Annotated in this window: 18 protein-coding genes; 9 read left to right on the forward strand and 9 right to left on the reverse strand. The window is 66.4% G+C overall.

Annotated features, from left to right (window positions below; translation table 11 throughout):
• Positions 1–62: 62 nt before the first annotated feature.
• Positions 63–1220, forward strand: coding sequence for an OmpA family protein (locus tag ACP693_RS01945; protein ID WP_425987091.1), 1158 nt, complete (start codon positions 63–65; stop codon positions 1218–1220).
• 138 nt (positions 1221–1358) lie between these two features.
• On the opposite strand, the gene ACP693_RS01950 is transcribed toward ACP693_RS01945, so the two are convergent.
• Positions 1359–1529, reverse strand: a complete 171-nt coding sequence (locus tag ACP693_RS01950; RefSeq protein ID WP_425986923.1) for a hypothetical protein — start codon at positions 1527–1529, stop codon at positions 1359–1361.
• Between the two features lie 138 nt (positions 1530–1667).
• Positions 1668–2342: an OmpA family protein gene (locus ACP693_RS01955; RefSeq protein WP_426019336.1), complete on the reverse strand. Its 675-nt coding sequence runs from the start codon at positions 2340–2342 to the stop codon at positions 1668–1670.
• Positions 2343–2572: 230 nt separating this feature from the next.
• On the opposite strand from ACP693_RS01955, the gene ACP693_RS01960 reads away from it, so the two are divergent.
• The gene (locus tag ACP693_RS01960) at positions 2573–3484 is read left to right on the forward strand and encodes an isopenicillin N synthase family dioxygenase (protein WP_426019643.1); all 912 of its coding nucleotides are present in this window, start codon (positions 2573–2575) and stop codon (positions 3482–3484) included.
• Positions 3485–3488: 4 nt separating this feature from the next.
• On the opposite strand, the gene ACP693_RS01965 is transcribed toward ACP693_RS01960, so the two are convergent.
• The 5 genes from ACP693_RS01965 to ACP693_RS01985 all read right to left on the reverse strand — a co-directional run bounded on the left by ACP693_RS01965 (position 3489) and on the right by ACP693_RS01985 (position 8993).
• Positions 3489–5435 carry a ubiquitin-activating E1 FCCH domain-containing protein gene (locus tag ACP693_RS01965; protein WP_426019334.1) on the reverse strand — a complete coding sequence of 649 codons (1947 nt, stop codon included), beginning with the start codon at positions 5433–5435 and terminating at the stop codon, positions 3489–3491.
• A 107-nt stretch (positions 5436–5542) separates the two neighbouring features.
• On the reverse strand, positions 5543–6238 hold the full coding sequence (gene mtgA, locus ACP693_RS01970; RefSeq protein ID WP_426019331.1) for a monofunctional biosynthetic peptidoglycan transglycosylase: 696 nt from the start codon (positions 6236–6238) through the stop codon (positions 5543–5545).
• A complete protein-coding gene (locus ACP693_RS01975; RefSeq protein ID WP_426019329.1) occupies positions 6238–7203 on the reverse strand; it encodes a WD40 repeat domain-containing protein in 966 nt (321 codons plus the stop codon). Before ACP693_RS01975 ends, mtgA begins: the two co-directional genes overlap by 1 nt.
• Before the next feature lie 187 nt (positions 7204–7390).
• Positions 7391–8329, reverse strand: a complete 939-nt coding sequence (locus ACP693_RS01980; RefSeq protein ID WP_426019328.1) for a pirin family protein — start codon at positions 8327–8329, stop codon at positions 7391–7393.
• Between the two features lie 175 nt (positions 8330–8504).
• Complete coding sequence (locus ACP693_RS01985) at positions 8505–8993, reverse strand: Lrp/AsnC family transcriptional regulator (protein WP_135194232.1); 489 nt, start codon at positions 8991–8993, stop codon at positions 8505–8507.
• A gap of 148 nt (positions 8994–9141) precedes the next feature.
• Here ACP693_RS01985 and ACP693_RS01990 point away from each other — a divergent pair, with 148 nt between their 5' ends.
• The 5 genes from ACP693_RS01990 to lpdA all read left to right on the forward strand — a co-directional run bounded on the left by ACP693_RS01990 (position 9142) and on the right by lpdA (position 15128).
• Positions 9142–10389 (forward strand): thiamine pyrophosphate-dependent enzyme, encoded by a 1248-nt coding sequence (locus ACP693_RS01990; RefSeq protein ID WP_426019327.1) that lies wholly within the window; start codon positions 9142–9144, stop codon positions 10387–10389.
• Between the two features lie 2 nt (positions 10390–10391).
• Positions 10392–11516 carry an alpha-ketoacid dehydrogenase subunit beta gene (locus tag ACP693_RS01995; protein ID WP_426019326.1) on the forward strand — a complete coding sequence of 375 codons (1125 nt, stop codon included), beginning with the start codon at positions 10392–10394 and terminating at the stop codon, positions 11514–11516.
• 1 nt (position 11517) lies between these two features.
• A complete protein-coding gene (locus tag ACP693_RS02000) occupies positions 11518–13161 on the forward strand; it encodes a 2-oxo acid dehydrogenase subunit E2 (RefSeq protein WP_426019324.1) in 1644 nt (547 codons plus the stop codon).
• Positions 13162–13293: 132 nt separating this feature from the next.
• On the forward strand, positions 13294–13734 hold the full coding sequence (locus ACP693_RS02005) for a hypothetical protein (protein ID WP_426019322.1): 441 nt from the start codon (positions 13294–13296) through the stop codon (positions 13732–13734).
• Positions 13731–15128, forward strand: a complete 1398-nt coding sequence (gene lpdA, locus ACP693_RS02010) for a dihydrolipoyl dehydrogenase (RefSeq protein WP_426019320.1) — start codon at positions 13731–13733, stop codon at positions 15126–15128. The genes ACP693_RS02005 and lpdA overlap by 4 nt, the downstream gene beginning before the upstream one ends.
• A gap of 3 nt (positions 15129–15131) precedes the next feature.
• On the opposite strand, the gene ACP693_RS02015 is transcribed toward lpdA, so the two are convergent.
• Positions 15132–15929, reverse strand: coding sequence for an SDR family NAD(P)-dependent oxidoreductase (locus tag ACP693_RS02015; RefSeq protein ID WP_426019318.1), 798 nt, complete (start codon positions 15927–15929; stop codon positions 15132–15134).
• Positions 15930–15936: 7 nt separating this feature from the next.
• Complete coding sequence (locus tag ACP693_RS02020; RefSeq protein ID WP_372691563.1) at positions 15937–16407, reverse strand: Rrf2 family transcriptional regulator; 471 nt, start codon at positions 16405–16407, stop codon at positions 15937–15939.
• Positions 16408–16575: 168 nt separating this feature from the next.
• Here ACP693_RS02020 and ACP693_RS02025 point away from each other — a divergent pair, with 168 nt between their 5' ends.
• Positions 16576–18552, forward strand: a complete 1977-nt coding sequence (locus ACP693_RS02025; RefSeq protein WP_426019316.1) for a potassium transporter Kup — start codon at positions 16576–16578, stop codon at positions 18550–18552.
• 47 nt (positions 18553–18599) lie between these two features.
• Positions 18600–19940 carry an RsmB/NOP family class I SAM-dependent RNA methyltransferase gene (locus ACP693_RS02030; protein WP_426019315.1) on the forward strand — a complete coding sequence of 447 codons (1341 nt, stop codon included), beginning with the start codon at positions 18600–18602 and terminating at the stop codon, positions 19938–19940.
• Positions 19941–19952 lie beyond the last annotated feature (12 nt).

Below are 19952 nucleotides of genomic sequence, written 5' to 3' on the forward strand. Positions count from 1 at the left end.
CCCGCGCAGGCGGTAGACCCGCCCCCTACTTAACAGAGGCGGAGGGATACCCCCCTATGCGTATGAAGACTTTCGTGCTGGCGTCCAGCGCAGCGGCCGCTCTGGCCCTGTCGGCTGGTGCTGCGTCGGCAGAACCCAACGGCTGGTACGGCGCCATCGACGCCGGCTACCACATGATCGACGACATCAACGCCGAGTCGTCCACGACCGGCGCGTCGTGGAACTATGAAGTGAACGACGGCTGGGCGGCGTTCGCCCGTCTCGGCTATCGCTTCAACCCCAACTGGCGTGTTGAACTCGAAGGCGGCTATCGCTCGGGCGATATCGGCAAGGTCCGTGCCGTTTCCGGCACGCAAGGCCTCTGCAACCTGACCCCGGCGACGGGTGGCTGCTTCTCGCCCGAAGGCGACATCGAGTCCGCCACCCTGATGGCCAACGTCATCTATGACTTCGGCTTCGAATACTGGGGCGTTCGTCCCTTCGTCGGCCTGGGCGCTGGTGTGAACCGCGTCGATACGAACACGGTCGGCGCTCTGCGTGCCAACCGTCTCGCCACCTTCGCCGCTGACGACAGCTCGACCAAATTCGCCGCTCAGGCGATCGCCGGTCTGGCTTGGGCCATCAGCGACCGCGCCAACATCGACCTGACCTACCGCTATCTGACGGGCGACGCTTCGTTCGCCTCGACGACGGTCGGCACGGGCGCCGGCGCCACGCAGTTCGGCGAATGGGACGGCGACTACGATCAGTCGCACACCGTGACCTTGGGTCTGCGCTACAGCTTCGGTGCGGAAGAAATGGCTCCCCCGCCCCCGCCCCCGCCGCCCCCGCCCCCGCCGCCTCCTCCGCCCCCGCCGCCCCCGGCGCCGGTCGCTCAGACCCCGACGCCTCGCCAGTTCGTCGTCTACTTCGACTGGGATCGCTCGGACCTGACCGCGGAAGCCCGCTCGGTCGTGACGCAAGCCGCCAACTACGCCAAGTCGGGTCGTCCGACGCGCGTCGTGATCGTCGGCTACACCGATACCTCGGGTTCGGCCGCCTATAACCTGGGTCTGTCCAACCGCCGTTCGCGCACCGTCGCGGACTCGCTGGTTGCTGCAGGCGTCAACGGCGGCGTCATCGCCCTCGACGGCAAGGGCGAAACCAACCTGGCCAAGCCGACCGCCGACGGTGTGCGTGAACCGCTCAACCGCCGCGCAACCATCGACATCAACTTCTAAGACCTCTGAGGGGTCGGCCCGGACTTATCTCCGGGTCGATCTTCGGACTTTGAAGTCGTCGAAAGACAGAACGCCGCCTCCAAAAGGAGGCGGCGTTTTTTCTGTGCCGTAGAAGTCTTCAGGATTACGGGAGCGGGGTCAGTCTGCAGATGCGTGCGAGACGGTTGCTTGTGGCATTATGATCGGTTTGGAGGCGCTCAAAAGCGCCTGGCCAGCGCCGATGACGAAGGTCGCCGTCAGGACGGCGCTGATCACCGCGATGGCGGTCAGCTTCAGGCCGTGCCCGAACTCCCGATCCTCAGGCGTCACTGCGTCGTTCCCATGATCCGATGACGTCGAGAACCATGGCGTGCGATTGCGCGCAAATCACGAAGCCTGTGATTGAACAAAGAAAGGGCGGCGCCTCGTGGCGCCGCCCTCTGTCTAGTCTTCAAATGCCGCTGTCGATCAGCCGGTGAACGGACGGATCAGGATTTCGACTCGACGGTTCTGAGCCTTGCCTTCCGCCGTAGCGTTCGAAGCCACCGGATTGCGTGCGCTCTCTCCCGCAACATAGAGGCGCTGGGCGATCACGCCGCGACGCACCAGTTCGGAGGCGACGCTGCTGGCGCGGCGTTCGGACAGGGGCTGGTTGATCGCATCGCCGCCCGAAGAATCGGTGTGGCCGATCACATCGACGGTCGATTGGTCGTACTGCTGCAGCACGCGCGCCACGTCGTCGAGGACGGGCAGGAAGCGCGGGTCGATCGAGTACTGGTTGGTGGCGAAGGTCACGTCCGACGGCATACGCAGAACCAGGACGTCGCCCTGACGCGCCACGCCGACGCCGGAGCCGGACAGTTCAGCCTCCATGGCGCGTTGCTGGCGGTCCATATACTGGCCCACGGCTGCGCCGCCCAAGGCGCCGACGCCTGCGCCGATCAGGGCGTTCTTGCGGCCCTGTTCGCCGTTGGACGTATTGGTCAGATAGCCCAGCAGCGCGCCGCCCAGAGCGCCGGCGATGGCGCCGGTCCCGGTGTTGTTGCGAACGGGGCCCGAGCGATAGGGGTCGGTCGTGGTGCAGGCGGCGGCGCCCAGCAGAGCGGCGATCGAAACGCTGGCGACGATGATCTTGGCGCGCATGGAATGGTCCTCTTCGTGAATATGATCTGGCGCGGAAACGTATGCTTACTGTGAAGGTTCCAAGCTGTATGGCGCGTGAACGGTGTCCGTGCTCCCGTTTGACGATGAACTGACAAGCCGCTGGATTAGGGGTATGGGAACCGCCGCACATCCCCAGACCGAGGACGACGCCCGTGAGCGCGACCCAGAACGACAGCCCTGCCGCCGACCGCGCGATCCAGCCGGTTTCGATGACCCAGTATGACGCTGACTTCCAGGCGTTCAGCGACGCCCTGGGCGCATCCTTCTCGCGATACGGCTTTGCGGTGGTGGCCGACCACGGTCTGGACGAGGCGCGTATCACCGCCGCCATCGACGACGCCAAGGCCTTCTTCGCCCTGCCTGAGGAGGTGAAGCGCCAGTATCATCAGCCGGGAACGGGCGGCGCGCGCGGGCTGACGCCGTTTGGGGTCGAGGCGGCCAAGGGCGCGAATGCCGTAGATCTGAAGGAGTTCTGGCACGTCGGTCGCGAGCTGCCTGAAGGGCATCCCTATCGCCGCTACATGCGCGACAACGTCTGGCCGACCGAGGTCGAGGGCTTCAAGCCGCACCTGTATGGGATGTTCGAGGATCTGGACGCCCTGGGCGCCAAGATCCTGCGCGCCATCGCCCGCTATCTGAAGCTGGGCGACGACTTCTTTGCGGACAAGGTCGAGATGGGCAACAGCGTTCTGCGCATGCTGCACTATCCGCCGGTCCCGGCCGATGCGCCCGGCGTCCGGGCCGGCGCGCACGAAGACATCAACGTCATCACCCTGCTGCTGGGCGCCGAAGAGGCCGGCCTTCAGCTCAAGGAGAAGGACGGCAGCTGGCTGGACATCGCGCCGCCGCCCGGCGCCCTGGTCGTCAATATCGGGGACATGCTGCAGCGACTGACCAATCACGTTCTGCCGTCGACAACCCACCGCGTGGTCAATCCGGCGCCGGAACGTCGCGGCTTCGCCCGTTATTCGACGCCCTTCTTCCTGCACTTCAACCCGGACTTCCCCATCGAGACCCTGCCCAGCGCCATCACGCCGGACAATCCCGACCGCTATGCCGGCAAGACCATCCTGGCCGAGGACTATCTGACCGAGCGCCTGCGGGAAATCCGCCTGCTGTAAGGCGTCAGCGGGAAATCCGCAGTCGGGTGATGTCGCGACCGATGGCCTGGAAGTCGCTGGACAGGTCGGCGCCGGACTGAGGCAGGAAGGCCTTGTCCTTGTCCGTCGCGCAGGTGCTCAGGATGCTCGCGGCCTCGCTGCCCTTGGTGATCGAGAATCCGACAGTATAGACGATGATCCCCTTGGCCTTCATGTTGGTGCAGAGCTGCGCCGCCTGATCAAACGGGTCGCCGTTGGTCGCATTGCAGGCGATCTTGTCGAAGAGATTGCCGGAGCCTGATCCGGCGTCGCGCGCGATGACGCCGCCGCAGTAGGGGGTGTTGAACTCGCCGTCCGTCATCAGGATCACGGCCTTCAGCACCTTGTTCGGCGCATAGGCGGCGGCCGTGTTGGATGTCCACAGGCCGTTGAACTGGTCGGATACCGTATACCAGCCCCAAGCCAGACCGATTTGACCGGACGTGGACCCTGTCACGTTCAGGCCGCTCACCAGAGTGGTCAGCGTGTCGATATTGGACGTCAGGGGCTGGATGGTTGCGGCAGGGCAGGGATTGCCCGCAGACCGAACGGGTGTCGTGCGTTCAGGGGCGGCATAGTTGCGGCCGACGTAGGTCAAACTGCCCGGCGCAGCGTCGGAATAGGGTTCTGACCCTGTGCGCTCGCTGACGCAGGTGGTGTTCTGGAAGGCCGTCAAGCGATTGTACTGCGCATCGCGAAACACGCGCTTGGCGCATCCGTCACGTCCACACTGAACGGATCCACTGTTGGAGTAGTCGGCGAATGCGGCGCCGCCCACGGGAATGACGAAAGCGTCTTTAGATATCCTTTCAAGGACTTCGTAGAGACCTTCATCGTTTGTCGTGTTCAACGCGGTCATCCCGCGGACGCCAGCAATCTGAAGGCCCTCGCCTTGCGACAAGCCGTGGTTAGGCGACGTGATGGTGATGAAACAGTCAGAGCGCGTGCATTTGCGGATTTGGCCGCCAGAGCTGTAGTTGCTGTAGCCGCTGTTCGTGTTCAGCGCATACCAGTTGCCGCCCGACTGATACTGCAAGGAGACCTTGTTGGCGTCGATACGAACAGCGCGATAGGCACGGTTGTTGATCTGGGTCATGCCGTTGACGCCGCTGATCCAGACATAATCATTGGTGGCCAGCCCGTGACCGTTGGCGGTGACGACGCCGGGCGAGGCGCGGGTGATGCCGCTGATCGACTTCGAGGCTGCGGCCGCCCATGAGGCGCCAGTAATGGCGGTGGCTTCCACGGACTCGCCCCTGGCGCTGTCTGCCCAGGATCCCAGATTCACGCCGATCGAATAGGGGACGATGGCCATGCGCGAATAGTAGGGGGTCTGTTTGGCGACCGGCTGGACCACCAGCTCAATCAACTGCTTCGCCGCATTCTTCAGATCGCCGATGCGGTTGTTGCTGGCCATCGATCCGGTGATGTCGAGAACCAGCGAGACCTCGATGTCCTTGGACGACCGATTGACCTCGGAGTGGACGCTGACCGGCAAGGTGTCGTCCAGGATCTTGCCGTAGGGCGGCAGGAAGACATTGGCGACCAGGGTCTTCACCTGAACCCGTATGTCGGCGACGATCAACTGATCCTTGGTCAGGACGATCTTGACGGCATCGTCGGCGAACGGCTCGACCGAGGCGTTTCGCAGATTGGCTCGCAGCGCCACCACGGCCACAGCCTGCAGGTCATCGGGATCGGTGTAGGAAGACCGTGCGGCGGCCAGGGCGGCGGCGTCCAGGGCGTCCTGAACGCGGGCCTTGACCGTGGTGATGCGATTGATGTCGATCCCGCCCAGGGTGATCATGATCAGGGCCGGCATCACCAGAGCGAATATCATCACGACATTGCCGCCCCGGTCGGACGACAGGCGCGCCGCCAGATTGCGCAGGCTTCGAACAGCTTTGCCGATCAGTGTGAAAGCTTGCGCCAAGATCATCCCCGAGGGCGCAGATCGCCCATATACCGCCCGAATGACCGCAGTGTGCCATCGGGCGGTTAAGGGAAGCCTCAAGGGGAACGGTTAACCAGGCCTTGGCGTCAACCCTGGCCGACGACGCAGGCGTTCAGTCCTTCGTTGCGCACCGTGCCCATGGCCGCCTGGACGCGTGACGCCCTTCTGCGGACATAGGGACCGGGCGCCGCCGCCTGGTAACGGCGCGGGGCGGGCAGGATGGCGGCCAGACGCGCGGCCTCGCGCGGGCTCAGGTCGCGGGCGTCCTTGCCGAACCAGTGGCGCGAGGCGGCCTGGGCGCCATAGACGCCGGGCGCCCACTCCACCACGTTCAGATAGACCTCCATGATCCGGCGCTTGGACCAGACCGTCTCGATCATCAGCGTATAGCCCGCCTCCAGCCCCTTGCGGACCCAGTCGCGGCCCGGCCACAGGAAGACGTTCTTGGCCGTCTGCTGGCTGATGGTGGAACCGCCCCGAATGCGGCCGCCCTCGGCGTTATGATCCAGCGCCTTCTGGATCGCCTCCATGTCGAAGCCGTGGTGGCTGCAGAAACGGGCGTCCTCGGCGGCGATGGCGGCGTTCACCAGGTTGGGCGAGATCTGGTTCAGGCCGCGCCACTGGTAATCCATCCCCTCGCCGCGAGCGAGCTGACGCAGCATCAGGATTGTCGGTGGCGGCGGCGCGACGGCGACGATCAGCACGCCGGCGACCGGGATCAGAGCCAGAACCAGAAGGGCGGTCAGCAGGACCCGACGCCAGCTCTTGCGACCCTTCGCCATCAGAGAATGATCACGCCGGCGGCGCCGTCCTCGTCGGCCCAGGCGACCTTATCAACCGCGGGGCTGAGCGACAGGGCGACGATGGCCGGGCCCTTCTCCGCCTTGACGAAGTTCAGCCCCTGGGCGGCCGGATGCGCGACCCACACCCGCCCGTTGGTCAGGCCGGCGGCCAGCAGCCCCTGGTCGGCGCGGGCCGAGACCAGATTGACCAGGGTGGTGTCGTCATAACCGATCTCCGTCGCCTCGCGGCCCATAGGCCCGTTCGATCCGATGAAGGGCCACAGGACCGCGCCCTGTGCGCCGGAGGTCGCCATCAGCTGACCATTGGCCAGGAAGGCCATCGACCGGACCTTGCCCGGATAGCCGCCCATGCGCAGGTTCTTGGCGTCCTTGATGCGCCAGCCGTGCATCTGGTTGTCCTGCATGGTGGTGACGACGAAGGCGCCGTCGGGCGAGAAGGCGACGCCGGTGTGCGATCCAGCCCAGGCCAGTCTTACGGGTTGTTGTTTCTCGATCCGCGCATACCACAGCGCCGCCCCGCCATAGGTCGAGGTCGCGATGCGCCGGCCTTTGGGCTCGAAGGCCACGCCGGAGACGGTGCGCTCGTGCTGGAAGTCGCGGCGGAAGCCGATATCGTTGGGATCGATCACCGACAGGGTGCGGCCGAAGGAGAAGGCGATCAGGCCCGAGGCGGGCGAGGCGTCGATGGCGTCGATCCACTGATTTTTGGCCGTAGCCAGGATCACCGGGTCCTCGTCGCGGCGGCTCCAGACAACCTTGCCGTCGTCGCCGCCCGTGACGATTCCGTCGCCGGACGGGTGGACGCAGGCGCACAGCACGGCGCCGTCGTGGGCCTCGACCCGCGTGCGGTCCTCGAACCGGACAGAGCCGTCGCCGAGAGTGAAGACGGCGCCGGCGTTGTCGAACAGGGCGGCGGTGACCTGGGCGTCGAAATCGAAGTTCATGCGGACGCGTTAGCGGGTTGCGGGAGCGGGGGCAAATAGCGGCTTTTATTCTCCCTCCCCTTCATGGGGAGGGACGATCGCGCAGCGATCAGGGTGGGGTCCGTAAGGGCGTCAGCGAGGTCCCTGAGTTCCCCACCCCGGCTACGCTTCGCTTCGCCGCCCCTCCCCATGAAGGGGAGGGAAAAGGCTAGACCGGGTCGGTTGGCTTGGGTTCGACCGGCGCCGGGGCGGCCTGGGCCTTGGCGGGTTCGTCGGGCAGGGGGATGAACTCCAGGTCGTCAGCGTGGGGCAGGCTCATGCGGCCGGCCTTCCAGTCCGCCTTGGCCTGATCGATGCGGGCCTGGCTGGAGGCGACGAAGTTCCACCAGATCAGCCGCTCGCCCACCGGCTCGCCGCCCAGCACCATGACGGTCGACTGGACCAGGGCCTTTACGGTCGGTTCGGCCGTCGGCTCCAGCACGATCATCTGACCCTCGTGGAAGGTGCGGTCGCCAACCTCGATGGCGCCCTTGGCCACATAGAGTGCGCGCTCGCTCATGCCTCCCGCCCCCTTGCCGGATGGCGGGGCGGTGCGAACGCCAGGCTGAAGCTCCCAATGGATATAGAAAAGCGGAGAAGAGACAGGCACGGCGGCCTCGGCGCCGTAGGCTTCGCCGGCGACCAGACGCGCGAACAGGCCCTCGTTCTCATAGGCCGGCTGGGCGTCCTCGCCCAGGTGATGGAAGGCCGGATCGATGTCCTCGGCCTCGTCGGGCAGGGCAACCCAGGCCTGCATGCCGTGCATCGGCCCGCCGGTGCTCTTTCTCAGCGGATCGGTGCGTTCGGAATGGACGATGCCCTTGCCGGCCGTCATCCAGTTGACCTCGCCCGGCCGGATCGCCTGATCATAGCCGAGGTTGTCGTGGTGCATGATCTCGCCCTCGAACAGATAGGTCAGGGTCGACAGGCCGATATGCGGATGCGGCCGCACGTCGATGGCCGTGGCGCCGGCTGCGAACTCGGCCGGCCCCATTTGGTCCAGGAAGATGAAGGGCCCGACCATCCGGCGCGAATGGAAGGGCAGGACGCGCCCGACCTCGAACCCGCCCAGGTCCTTGCGGCGCGCGTCGATCACCAGTTCGATCATGGTCGTGGTCCTCTGAGCCTGATCGTCTTTCGGCGGAACCGCTTTGCGGTTCCGACTGAGGCGTGAATCAGGCTCTCGCTTGAACTTGGAGCCTGATTCACCGCATCGGCAGAATCGCGAAGCGACTCTTCCTCAACGGATCAGGCTCCGAGCGGATCGGCCCGCCTGAGCGACGTTATCCGACGTGAGGCGTGATGATGCCAAGAGGCAGGGCGGTCACATTCTTCACGCCGCGCGTGACGATGTGGCTTTCGCAGTCCGAGACGATGCCCAGGGCCAGAAGTTTCTCGCGCAGGAACAGGTCGAAGGCGTGCATGTCCGAGGTGATGATGCGCAGCACATAGTCCTCGCGCCCGGTGATGGTGGCGCACTGGACCACCTCCGGCCATTTGGCCACGGCGGCTTCGAACAGGTTCAGATTGTCGGCCGAGGGCAGCATCAGCTTGACTATGGCGTAGACCTCGAAGTCCAGGCCCAGCAGCTGCGCGTTCAGCAGGGTGACCCGCTTGGTGATCAGGCCGGAATCTTCCAGCCGCTTGATCCGCCGCCAGCAGGGCGAGGCCGACAGTCCGACGCGATCCGCGACCTCCGCGACCGACAGCCCGGCGTCTTGTTGCAGGATATCCAGGATGCGGGCGTCGATGGGGTCGAGTTCGTCGGCCAATGCGTTTCTCCGATTATGATTATCGCGAAATAAAATACCCGATATCGGGATTGTGCAAGGTCAATTTGAGCGAGCACCTGCTTAGGGGCCGTGTTATCACACGTCCAGAGGAAACACGGACGGACCCCGAATGGATATGGACGCCCGCATGAACGACGAAAACGTGAAAAAGAACAGTCAGCCCCTGTCATTGCGCGTGCCGGAACCGTCCGGCCGACCCGGCGATGCGCCGGACTTCAGCCACCTGCTGATGGACCCCGCCGGCGTGGTCGAACGGCCCGAGGTCGGATCGACGCCCTATGAGATGCGCGACCTCGCCTTCCGCCTGATTCGGGTGCTGGACGACGAGGGCAATGCGGTCGGGCCGTGGAACCCGCGCCTGGATGCCGAGACGCTGCGTCGCGGCCTGAAGGCCATGATCCTGACCCGCGCCTTCGACGACCGGATGCACCGCGCCCACCGTCAGGGCAAGACCAGCTTCTATATGAAGTGCACCGGCGAGGAGGCCATCGCGGTCGCCCAGGGCATGCTGCTGTCGCGCGAGGACATGGGCTTTCCGACCTATCGCCAGCAGGGTCTGTTGATCGCACGCGGCTATCCGCTGGTCGAGATGATGAACCAGATCTATTCGAACGCGGCGGACCCGATCAAAGGCCGCCAGCTGCCGATCATGTATTCGGCCAAGGACTATGGCTTCTTCACCATCAGCGGCAATCTGGGCACCCAGGTGCCGCAAGCGGTCGGTTGGGCCATGGCCAGCGCCTACAAGGGCGACGACAAGATCGCCATCAGCTGGATCGGCGACGGCGCGACGGCCGAGGGCGACTTCCACAACGCCCTGACCTTCGCCAGCGTCTATCGCGCGCCCGTCATCCTGAACATCGTTAACAACCAGTGGGCCATCAGCTCCTTCCAGGGCATCGCCGGCGGGCTGGAAACCACCTTCGCCTCCAAGGCCATCGGCTATGGCCTGCCGGCCCTGCGGGTGGACGGCAACGACTTCCTGGCGGTCTGGGCCGCGACCCAGTGGGCCGAGGAGCGCGCCCGGTCCAACCAGGGCGCGACGGTGATCGAACTGTTCACCTATCGCGGCGCGCCGCACTCGACCTCCGACGACCCCAGCCGCTATCGCCCCGGCGACGAGCACGAAAAATGGCCGCTGGGCGACCCGCTGGACCGTCTGCGCCAGCACCTGACCGTCATCGGCGAATGGGACGACGAGCGCCACGCCACGGCCCTGCGCGAGGCCGTCGAACAGGTCCGCGCCGCTGGTAAGGAGTCCGAGGCCATCGGCACCCTGGGCCAGTCGCGCCCCAGCGTGAAGACGATGTTCGAAGAGGTCTATGCGACCGAAGACTGGCGGCTGATCGAACAGCGCCGCGAGGTGGGGGTCTGACCATGGCTGAGCAAACCACCTTCACCGACGCCGATCGCAACGACGGCGTCGAGCCGGACATGATCGACCAGAACGCCGCCCCCGCCTCGGAACCAACGGGTACCGGCGTCGTGCCGATGAACATGATCCAGGCCCTGAACTCGGCCATCGACGTCAAGATGAGCGAGGACGCCAATGTCCTGTCGTTCGGCGAGGACGCCGGCTATTTCGGCGGGGTCTTCCGCGTCACCGACAAGCTGCAGCAGAAGCACGGCCTGACCCGCAGCTTCGACGCTCCGATCAGCGAATGCGGCATCGTCGCCGCCGCCATCGGCATGGGCGCCTATGGCCTGCGTCCCGTCGTCGAGATCCAGTTCGCCGACTACATCTATCCGGCCTATGACCAGATCGTCTCCGAGGCGGCCAAGATGCGCTATCGCTCGGGCGGCCAGTTCACCAGCCCCATCGTGGTCCGCAGCCCCTATGGCGGCGGCATCTTCGGCGGCCAGACCCACAGCCAGTCGCCGGAAAGTCTGTTCACCCATATCGCGGGCCTGAAGGTCGTCATTCCTTCCAACCCCTATGACGCCAAGGGCCTGCTGACCGCCGCCATCGAGGACGACGATCCGGTCGTCTTCTTCGAGCCGAAACGCCTCTACAACGGCCCGTTCGACGGCTGGCACGAAAAGCCGGTTTCGCCGTGGAAGGCGCAGGACCTGGCCCAGGTGCCGACCGGCAAATATGTCGAGCCTATCGGCAAGGCGCGCGTCATGCGCGAAGGAAACGACGTCACCATCCTGGCCTATGGCACCATGGTCTGGGTGGCGCTGGCCGGCGCCGAACACGCGGGTGTGGACGCCGAGGTCATCGACCTGCGCACCCTGGTGCCGCTGGACATCGAAACGATCGAGGCCAGCGTGAAGAAGACCGGCCGCTGCGTCATCGTGCACGAGGCACCCAAGACCTCGGGCTTCGGCGGCGAACTGTCGGCCCTGGTGCAGGAGCGCTGCTTCTATCATCTGGAGGCGCCGATCGCGCGGGTCACCGGCTGGGACACGCCCTATCCCCATGCTTTCGAATGGGAATATTTCCCCGGACCGCAACGGGTCGCAGACGCCTTGAAGAGCGTCATGACGGGAGGTCGTTAAGATGGGTCGTTTCGTCTTCAAACTGCCCGACGTGGGCGAAGGCACCGCCGAGGCCGAACTGGTCGGCTGGCACGTCAAGATCGGCGACATCGTCGCCGAGGACCAGATCGTCGCCGACATCATGACCGACAAGGCCACGGTCGAAATCACGGCTCCAGTGTCCGGCAAGGTCGTCGCCCTTCACGGCGAACCCGGCGCCATGGTGCCGGTGCGCGGACCCCTGGTGGAGTTCGAGGTCGAGGGATCGGGGAATGCAGAGGACGCGCCCGCTCCGGCCGCCGCCAAGCCGGCGCCCGTTGTAGCCCCGAAAGTCGCGGCCCCGCCGGTGGAGGCGCCTGCACCGGCCCCTGTCGGAAACTACGTCTTCAAACTGCCTGACGTGGGCGAAGGCACGGCCGAGGCCGAGCTGGTCGGCTGGCACGTCAAGGTCGGGGATGCGGTCGAGGAAGACCAGATCATCGCTGACATCATGACCGACAAGGCCACGGTCGAGATCACCTCGCCGGTCGCCGGAACGGTCGTCGCCCTGTACGGCGAAGCCGGCAAGTCGGTGCCGGTCGGCGGGCCTCTGGTGGCCTTCGATGTCGAGGGTCGGGGCAATGTCTCGACGCCCGTCGCGGCGTCGAAACCGGCCCCAAAACCGGCAGAGAATTCGACGACAGATTCCGCTGTGACTTCGACGATTGCGAGTGCGATTTCGAAGACTTCGACGACGACCCCGTCCAAGCCTGTCCCAGCCCTGACCGGCCGCGCGCCGGGCGAGCGGCCGTCCGCTTCACCCGCCGTGCGCAACCGTGCGCGGGACTTGGGCGTGGACCTGACCTTCGTCCCCGGCTCCGGCCCGGCCGGGCGGATCACGCATGAGGACCTGGACGGCTTCATCGCGCGCGGGGGTTCGCAACCGGCGTCCGCCCCGTCTGGCGGCGCCTCGACCTATGCCAAGGCCGAAGGAACCACCGAGGTCCGCATCATCGGCCTGCGTCGCAAGATCGCGGAGAAGATGGCCGAGAGCGTGCGCCGCATTCCCCACATCACCTATGTGGAGGAGATCGACGTCACGGCGCTGGAGGAGCTGCGCGCCCACCTGAACGCCACGAAGGCGAAGGATCAGCCCAAGCTGAACCTGCTGCCCTTCATCGCCCGCGCCATCGTGGTCGCCCTGCGCGACCAGCCGCAGATCAACGCCACCTATGACGACGAGGCGGGCGTCCTGACCCAGCACGCCCCGGTCCATCTGGGCATCGCCGCCCAGACGCCGAACGGCCTTATGGTGCCGGTGGTCCGCCACGCCGAGGCGCGCGATCCCTATGACACGGCGCTGGAGATCGCGCGCGTCTCGGGCGCGGCCAAGGACGGTTCGGCCAAGCGCGAGGATTTGTCGGGTTCGACCATCACCATCACCTCGCTGGGGACGCTAGGCGGGGTGGTCCACACCCCGATCATCAACCACCCCGAGGTCGCCATCGTCGGCCCCAACAAGATCGCCGAACGGGTCGTGGTCAAGGACGGCCAGATGGTCGTGCGCAAGATGATGAACCTGTCGTCCAGCTTCGACCACCGGATCGTCGACGGGCATGATGCGGCGGTCTTCGTCCAGCGGATCAAGGGCCTGCTGGAAAACCCGGCGACGTTGTGGATGAGCTGATACCGATCATTCCGAGCGGGAAAGCGACGTCCGCCAGTATCTTGGGCTTATCACCTCGAAATGGGCGCCATAGCTCCTGATGATCCTCTCTCCTCTGCAAGAGAGGATCATCAGGATCGGAAGGGAAGTGTGATGCGGCAAGTCAAAATCAAAGCGCTGACCTTCAGCGTCGGCGTCTTCGCCTCGTCGGCTCAGGCCTGCATTCCCGAGCCGCCGCCGTCTTGGTCGTCTCTGCTACGCGCCGATGGACCGGCGCTGTTCATCGGGCGCGTGACGACGGTGGAGCGTTTGCCGGAGCCGAGCCGGACGCCGACCATCGAAGTCATTCAGTCCAGGGCGACCATCGCCAGGCTGGAGACGCTTCAAGGCGAGCCGCAGGAGACCTACATACTGACGGCGGCGGAAAGCGCCCGTCCGTTGGGCGGCTATCAGGGCATGATCTGCGTTGATTTCCAACGCGTCAAACCCGGCGACATCGTACTGGCCATGGAAACAGAAACCGGCGCTGTCCGCGTTTTCGAGCCCCAGCAAGTTCCTTCGCAGTTCAGCTCCCGCCTTGAGGCCTATCGTTGACCCAGACCCTGAAAACCAAAGTCCTCATCATCGGTGCAGGCACCGGCGGCTACGTCGCGGGCATTCGTTGCGGCCAGCTGGGGCTGGACACCGTGCTGGTGGACGGCGGCGATGGGCTGGGCGGCACCTGCCTGAACGTCGGCTGCATTCCGTCCAAGGCCATCATCCATGCGGCGGGCAAGTTCGAGACCGTTGCCAGGGCTGCCGGCGGCGGGACGCTGGGCATCACGGCGGCGGGGCCGGCCATTGACCTGAAACAGACGGTCGAGTGGAAGGACGGCATCGTCCGTAAGCTGAACGCGGGAGTCGCGGCTCTGTTGAAGAAGGCCAAGGTCAAGGTCATCAAGGGCTGGGCGGCCTTCGAGGACGCCAAGACCTGCGTGGTGAAGACCGACGACGGCGAAATCCGCATCACGGCCGAACACGTCATCCTGGCCACGGGATCGGAGCCGGTCGAACTGCCCTTCCTGCCGTTCGGCGGGGACGTCATCTCCTCGACCGAGGCGCTGAGCCTGTCGGACGTGCCGAAGAAGCTGGTCGTCGTCGGCGGCGGCTATATCGGGCTTGAGCTGGGCATCGCCTTCAGGAAGCTGGGCGCCGAGGTGGCCATCGTCGAAATGGCCGAGCGGATCCTGCCGCTTTACGACAAGGCCCTGACCGATCCGGTCGCCAAATGGCTGGAGACGCACGGGGTGGAACTGCACCTAGGCGCGCGCGCCGGCGGGTTCGGGGACGGCAAGCTGTCGATCACGACGAGGGACGGCGAACCGCTGCAACTGGACGCCGACAAGGTGCTGGTGACGGTCGGCCGTCGTCCGCGCACGCAAGGGTGGGGTCTGGAAAACATGGGGGTGGCCATGGCCGGGCCGTTCGTGAAGATCGACAACCGCTGCGCCACCAGCATGCGGAACGTCTGGGCCGTCGGCGATCTGACCGGCGAACCCATGCTGGCGCACAAGGGTTCGGCCCAGGGCGAGGTGGTCGCGGAGATCATTGCCGGCCACGACCGGGTGTTCGATCCCGTCACCATCGCCGCCGTCTGTTTCACCGAGCCCGAGATCGTCTCGGCCGGTCTGGGCCCGAACGATGTCGCGGGCCGCGACGACGTGATCCAGGCGGTCTTCCCCTTCGCCGCCATCGGCCGGGCCCTGGCCATCGAGGCGGGCGAGGACGGCGGCTTCGTTCGCGTCATCGCCTCCAAGGCGGATCACCGCATCCTGGGTATCCAAGCGGTGGGTCAGCATGTGTCGGAACTGTCCAACAGCTTCGCCCAGATGCTGGAGATGGGGGCGGTGCTGGACGATGTGGCGGGCACGATCCACGTCCACCCGACCCTGGGCGAGGCCTTCCACGAGGCGTCGCTGCGGGCGCTGGGGCACGCGATCCACATCTAAGGTCTAAAGCCGCTCTAGCCGCTTTGCGTGGTTCGCCACCATGCGGAGCGCCATGCCGTCGGGCAGGAATCGCGCCAGGCCGGCCATGAGGTTGTTCATGACGCCGGGCGTGACGCTGGGCCGGTTCGCCTCGCAGGCGTCGTAGCCGATCCGGGCGACGCGGGCGGCGTCCATCCACATCCAGGCCGGATAGGCGCTGGACACCTGATCGCGCGAGCCGTTGGCGTCGTGGAATTCGGTCAGGGTGTAGCCGGGGTTCAGCACCGTGACGTGGACGCCGGTTCCCAAGGTCTCCAGATACAGGCCCTGCGACGCCTTGATCAGGAAGCTCTTGATTGGGCCATACAGGGTGTCGCCCCCCGTCGCGGGCATCTGGCCGGCGAGAGAGGCCACGTTCAGCACGCGGCCAAATCCACGCTGGATCATGCCGGGCAGCAGCAGGCGCGACAGCTCGACCGGCGCGGTCAGCATGACCTGGATCATGGCGCGGTGGGCAGCGAGGTCCGTGTCGAGAAAGCCGGTGACCCGGCTGAAACCCGCATTGTTGACCAGGCCGTCGACGCTCAGGCCGCGCGATGCGACGGCGGCGACCAGCCGTTCGGGCGCGGCTGGATCCGATAGGTCTTCGGGGATGACGGTCGCCGTCACGCCATGGGCGGCGGTCAGTTCGTCGGCCAGAGCCTGCAGCGGGCCTTCACGACGCGCGGTCAGGATCAGGTTCCAGCCCTTGGCCGCATAGATCCGAGCCAGAGCCGCGCCGATGCCGGCCGAGGCGCCGGTGACCAGAACCGTGCGGCTCATCCGACCGTCAGGCCGCGACGGGGCAGGACTTGTGCGGCGTGTAGGCCGCCAGCGAGATCGGATTCTCGGCCAGCAGGTCTGCGATGGTGATCTTGGACAGGGCCTCGGTCGCGGCCTCGTCGGCGGCGGTCAGGGCCTTGGCGACCTGACGCGGGATATGTTCGCTGATCGGGCAGCCCTTGGCCCCGGCCGGGGGCGAGCCGATGTGGGCGCAGCCGTTCACGGCCTTCAGCACCTCGTCCAGCCGGATGTCCTCGGGCCGGCGCAGCAGCCACGAGCCGCCGGTGGCGCCGGGACGAGTGGCGATCAGCCCGGCCTTGGCCAGAAGGGCGGTGACGCGCCGGACCACGACGGGGTTGGTCGGGATCGACGAGGCCAGCACGCCGCTGGGCGCCGCCTGGGCAGGGCCATAGGCGCCCTTGTGGGCCATATAGGCCAGGGCGTGGGCGGCGACGGGGAAGCGCTGGCTGTCTGACATGGTTTTGTTCCTAGTGTGAAAATAGGCGCTCATGGCCTGAATCACAAATCGATCCGCAGAACGCCGAAACCGAATCCCCCTCGGCACGATTGAAGACCGCGCGGAATGAGCCTAAAGGCTCGCCGCTTTGAAGGGACCGACGCCGCGTCGGAGACCCGGAGGATACGCATGGCCGGGGATACTCCCCACGACGCGGGCGCTCTCCCCGCCGCGTCGAACACGCCGGACAAACCCACCCACGCCACGGGACCCGAGTCCCACGCCCCCGGGGGCCAGATCGCCAAGCACGGCGGCTTCTGGGCTCTGACCGTGGGCGCGATCGGCGTGGTGTTCGGCGACATCGGCACCAGTCCGCTTTACGCCCTGCGCGAAGCGATCGCCCATGCCCAGTCGGGCGTCGGCGGGGACCTGGCCGTGATCGGCGTCGTCTCCCTGGCCTTTTGGGCCTTGATGGTCGTGGTGACGTTCAAATACGTCTTCTTCCTGATGCGCGCCGACAACAAGGGCGAGGGCGGCACCCTGTCGCTGATGGCCCTGGCCCAGGTCGCGGTCGGTCGTCGCAGCGCCTGGATCTTTGTCCTTGGCGTCTGCGGCGCGGCGCTCTTCTATGGCGACGGCATCATCACGCCCGCTATTTCCGTGCTGTCGGCGGTGGAGGGATTGCAGGACGCGCCGGGTCTGGCGGGCAAGCTGGACGCCTTCATCGTGCCGATCTCGGCCGGCATCCTGATCGCCCTGTTCATGGTCCAGTCGCGCGGCACGGCCAGCTTGGCCAAATATTTCGGGCCGATCACCGCCGTCTGGTTCCTGAGCCTGGGCGCGCTGGGTCTGTATCATATCTTCGACGACATTAGCGTTCTGCGCGCCCTGTCGCCCCACTACGGCGTCATGCTGCTGATCAATGATGGCTTTTTGGGCTTCATCATCCTGGGCAGCGTCTTCCTGGCCGTGACCGGAGCCGAGGCCCTGTATGCGGACATGGGCCATTTCGGAAAGGCGCCGATCCGCATGGGCTGGCTGGCCTTCGTCCTGCCCTGCCTGACGTTGAACTATCTGGGTCAGGGCGCCCTGATCCTGGACAATCCGGCCGCCGCAGAAAATCCGTTCTGGAACATGGTGCCCCAGTTCGCCTACTGGCCCATGCTGATCCTGGCGACCGCCGCGACCGTGATCGCCTCGCAGGCCGTGATCACCGGCGCCTTCTCGGTGACCCAGCAGGCGGTGCAACTGGGCCTTCTGCCCCGCATCGACATCAGGAACACGTCCGAGACCCAGGCCGGGCAGATCTTCGTGCCGGCGGTGAACACCTTCCTGATGATCGGGGTGCTGGTGCTGCTGGTCGTGTTCCAGAGCTCGCATAACCTGACCGCCGCCTACGGCGTGGCGGTGACGGGGACCATGCTGGTCAATACGCTGATGGCCTACTCCGTCATCCGCAAGGGCTGGAAATGGCCGATGTGGGCGGTGGCCGGAACGCTCATTCCGTTCGCCTTCATCGACGGGGTCTTCCTGACCTCCAACCTGCTGAAGATCCCCGACGGCGCCTGGATGCCGCTGGTGCTGGGCGCCTGTCTGGTGGTGATCATGTGGACCTGGGTGCGCGGCACCCAGATCCTGACCGCCAAGACGCGCAAGGACAGCCTGCCGCTGAACGACCTGATCGAGATGCTTCAGGCCCGTCCGCCGCACCGCGCGCCGGGCATGGCCATCTTCCTGACCAGCGACCCGGACGTCGCCCCCGTCGCCCTGATGCACAATCTCAAGCACAACAAGGTGCTGCACGAGAAGAACGTCATCCTGACCGTGCGCACCTCCGAACGGCCGCGCGTCAAGGAGGCCGACCGGGTTAAGATGGAGCCGATCAACGACGACTTCAAAAAGGTCACGGTCACATACGGCTTCATGGAGACGCCTAACGTGCCGCGTGCGCTGGGTCTGTGCCGCAAGCAGGGGCTGAAGTTCGACATCATGTCGACCAGCTTCTTCCTGGGCCGGCGCTCGCTGATCCCCTCGGCGCGACAGGGCATGCCCCTGTGGCAGGACCGGCTGTTCATCTTCCTGATGCGCAACGCCGCCAATCCGACCGACTTCTTCCATATTCCCCCCGGCCGCGTGGTCGAGCTGGGCGCGCAGGTGGCCGTATGAGTGCTGAGGGACGAGGCGGACAGAGTTCGCAGGCGCGTGGGCGCCGCATGGCTGTCAAGGGTCGCCCGCGCCCCGCTCCGGCCGTGGACGCCGCCGCTGCCCCGTCCCAGGACGACATCGGCGTCGAGGCCCGCGTGGTCGCCGGCATCCTGCTGAACGCCGCGCTTGAGAAGCGCAACGGCCTGGACGAAGCTCTGTCTCAACCGGCCGCCCGCGCGCTGGAGCCCGTGGACCGCGCCTTCGCCCGCGCCGTCGCCATGGCGGCCCTGCGGCGTCTGGGCGAGATCGACCAGATTCTGAACCGTCGCCTGCAGAAGTCCCCGCCCGAGGCGGTCCGCACCCTGATGCGCATCGCCTTGGCCCAGACCCTGGTGCTGGAGACGCCCGCCTTCGCCGCCGTCTCGACGGCGGTGAAGCTGGCCGAGCGCGATCCCAAGACCCGGCCGTACAAGAACCTGGTCAACGCCGTGCTGCGCGGCGTGGGGCGTGAAGGGCCCGGTCTGACGACGGCCGAGAGCAATCTGCCCGACTGGATCGCCGCCCGCTGGAAGGCGACCTATGGCGAGGCTGCGCTGGCCGGTCTGGCCCTGGCCGCGCGTGAAGAGCCGGCGACCGATCTCAGCCTGAAGCCCGGTGTCGATCCCGCCGCCGTGGCCGCCGCCGTCGAGGGCGAAGCCTTAACGGGTGGAACCGTGCGCACCGGCCGTCGCGGCGACGTGGCGACCTGGCCCGGCTTCGACGACGGCGACTGGTGGGTTCAGGACGCCGCCGCCGCCGTGCCCGGTCGCCTGCTGGACGTGAAACCGGGCGAGACCGCCCTGGACATGTGCGCCGCGCCGGGCGGCAAGACCCTGCAACTGGCCGCCGCCGGCGCGTCCGTCGTGGCCCTGGACCGTTCGGCCCCGCGCCTGAAACGCCTGACCCAGAACCTTGAGCGCACGGGCCTGACCGCCGAGGTGATCGCCGTTCCCGCCGAGGACTGGGACGACGACCGCACCTTCGACGCCGTCCTGCTGGACGCGCCCTGCACCGCCACCGGCACCTTCCGCCGCAACCCGGAAGTCCTGCGCGCCACCAAGCCGGCTGAGGTCGCCAAACTGGCCGATGTCCAGCACCGCCTGCTGGATGTCGCCGCCGAACGGGTCAAGCCGGGCGGCCGGATGGTCTATTGCACCTGTTCGCTGGAACGCGAGGAGGGCGAGACCCAGATCATCGCCTTCCTGCGCCGCAACGCCGCCTTCCGCACCGTCGCCGCCGACCCGGCCGCCCTGGGCGCCCCGCCAGAGGCCCTGACGCCCGAAGGCTGGCTGCGCATCCTGCCCTCCATGTGGGCCGAACACGGCGGCCTGGACGGCTTCTTCGCCGCCAAGCTGGAACGGGTTTCCTGAGCGGGACTGCCT

Origin of the sequence: Brevundimonas sp. TWP1-3 (assembly GCF_049896085.1) — a bacterium.
Classification (GTDB): domain Bacteria; phylum Pseudomonadota; class Alphaproteobacteria; order Caulobacterales; family Caulobacteraceae; genus Brevundimonas.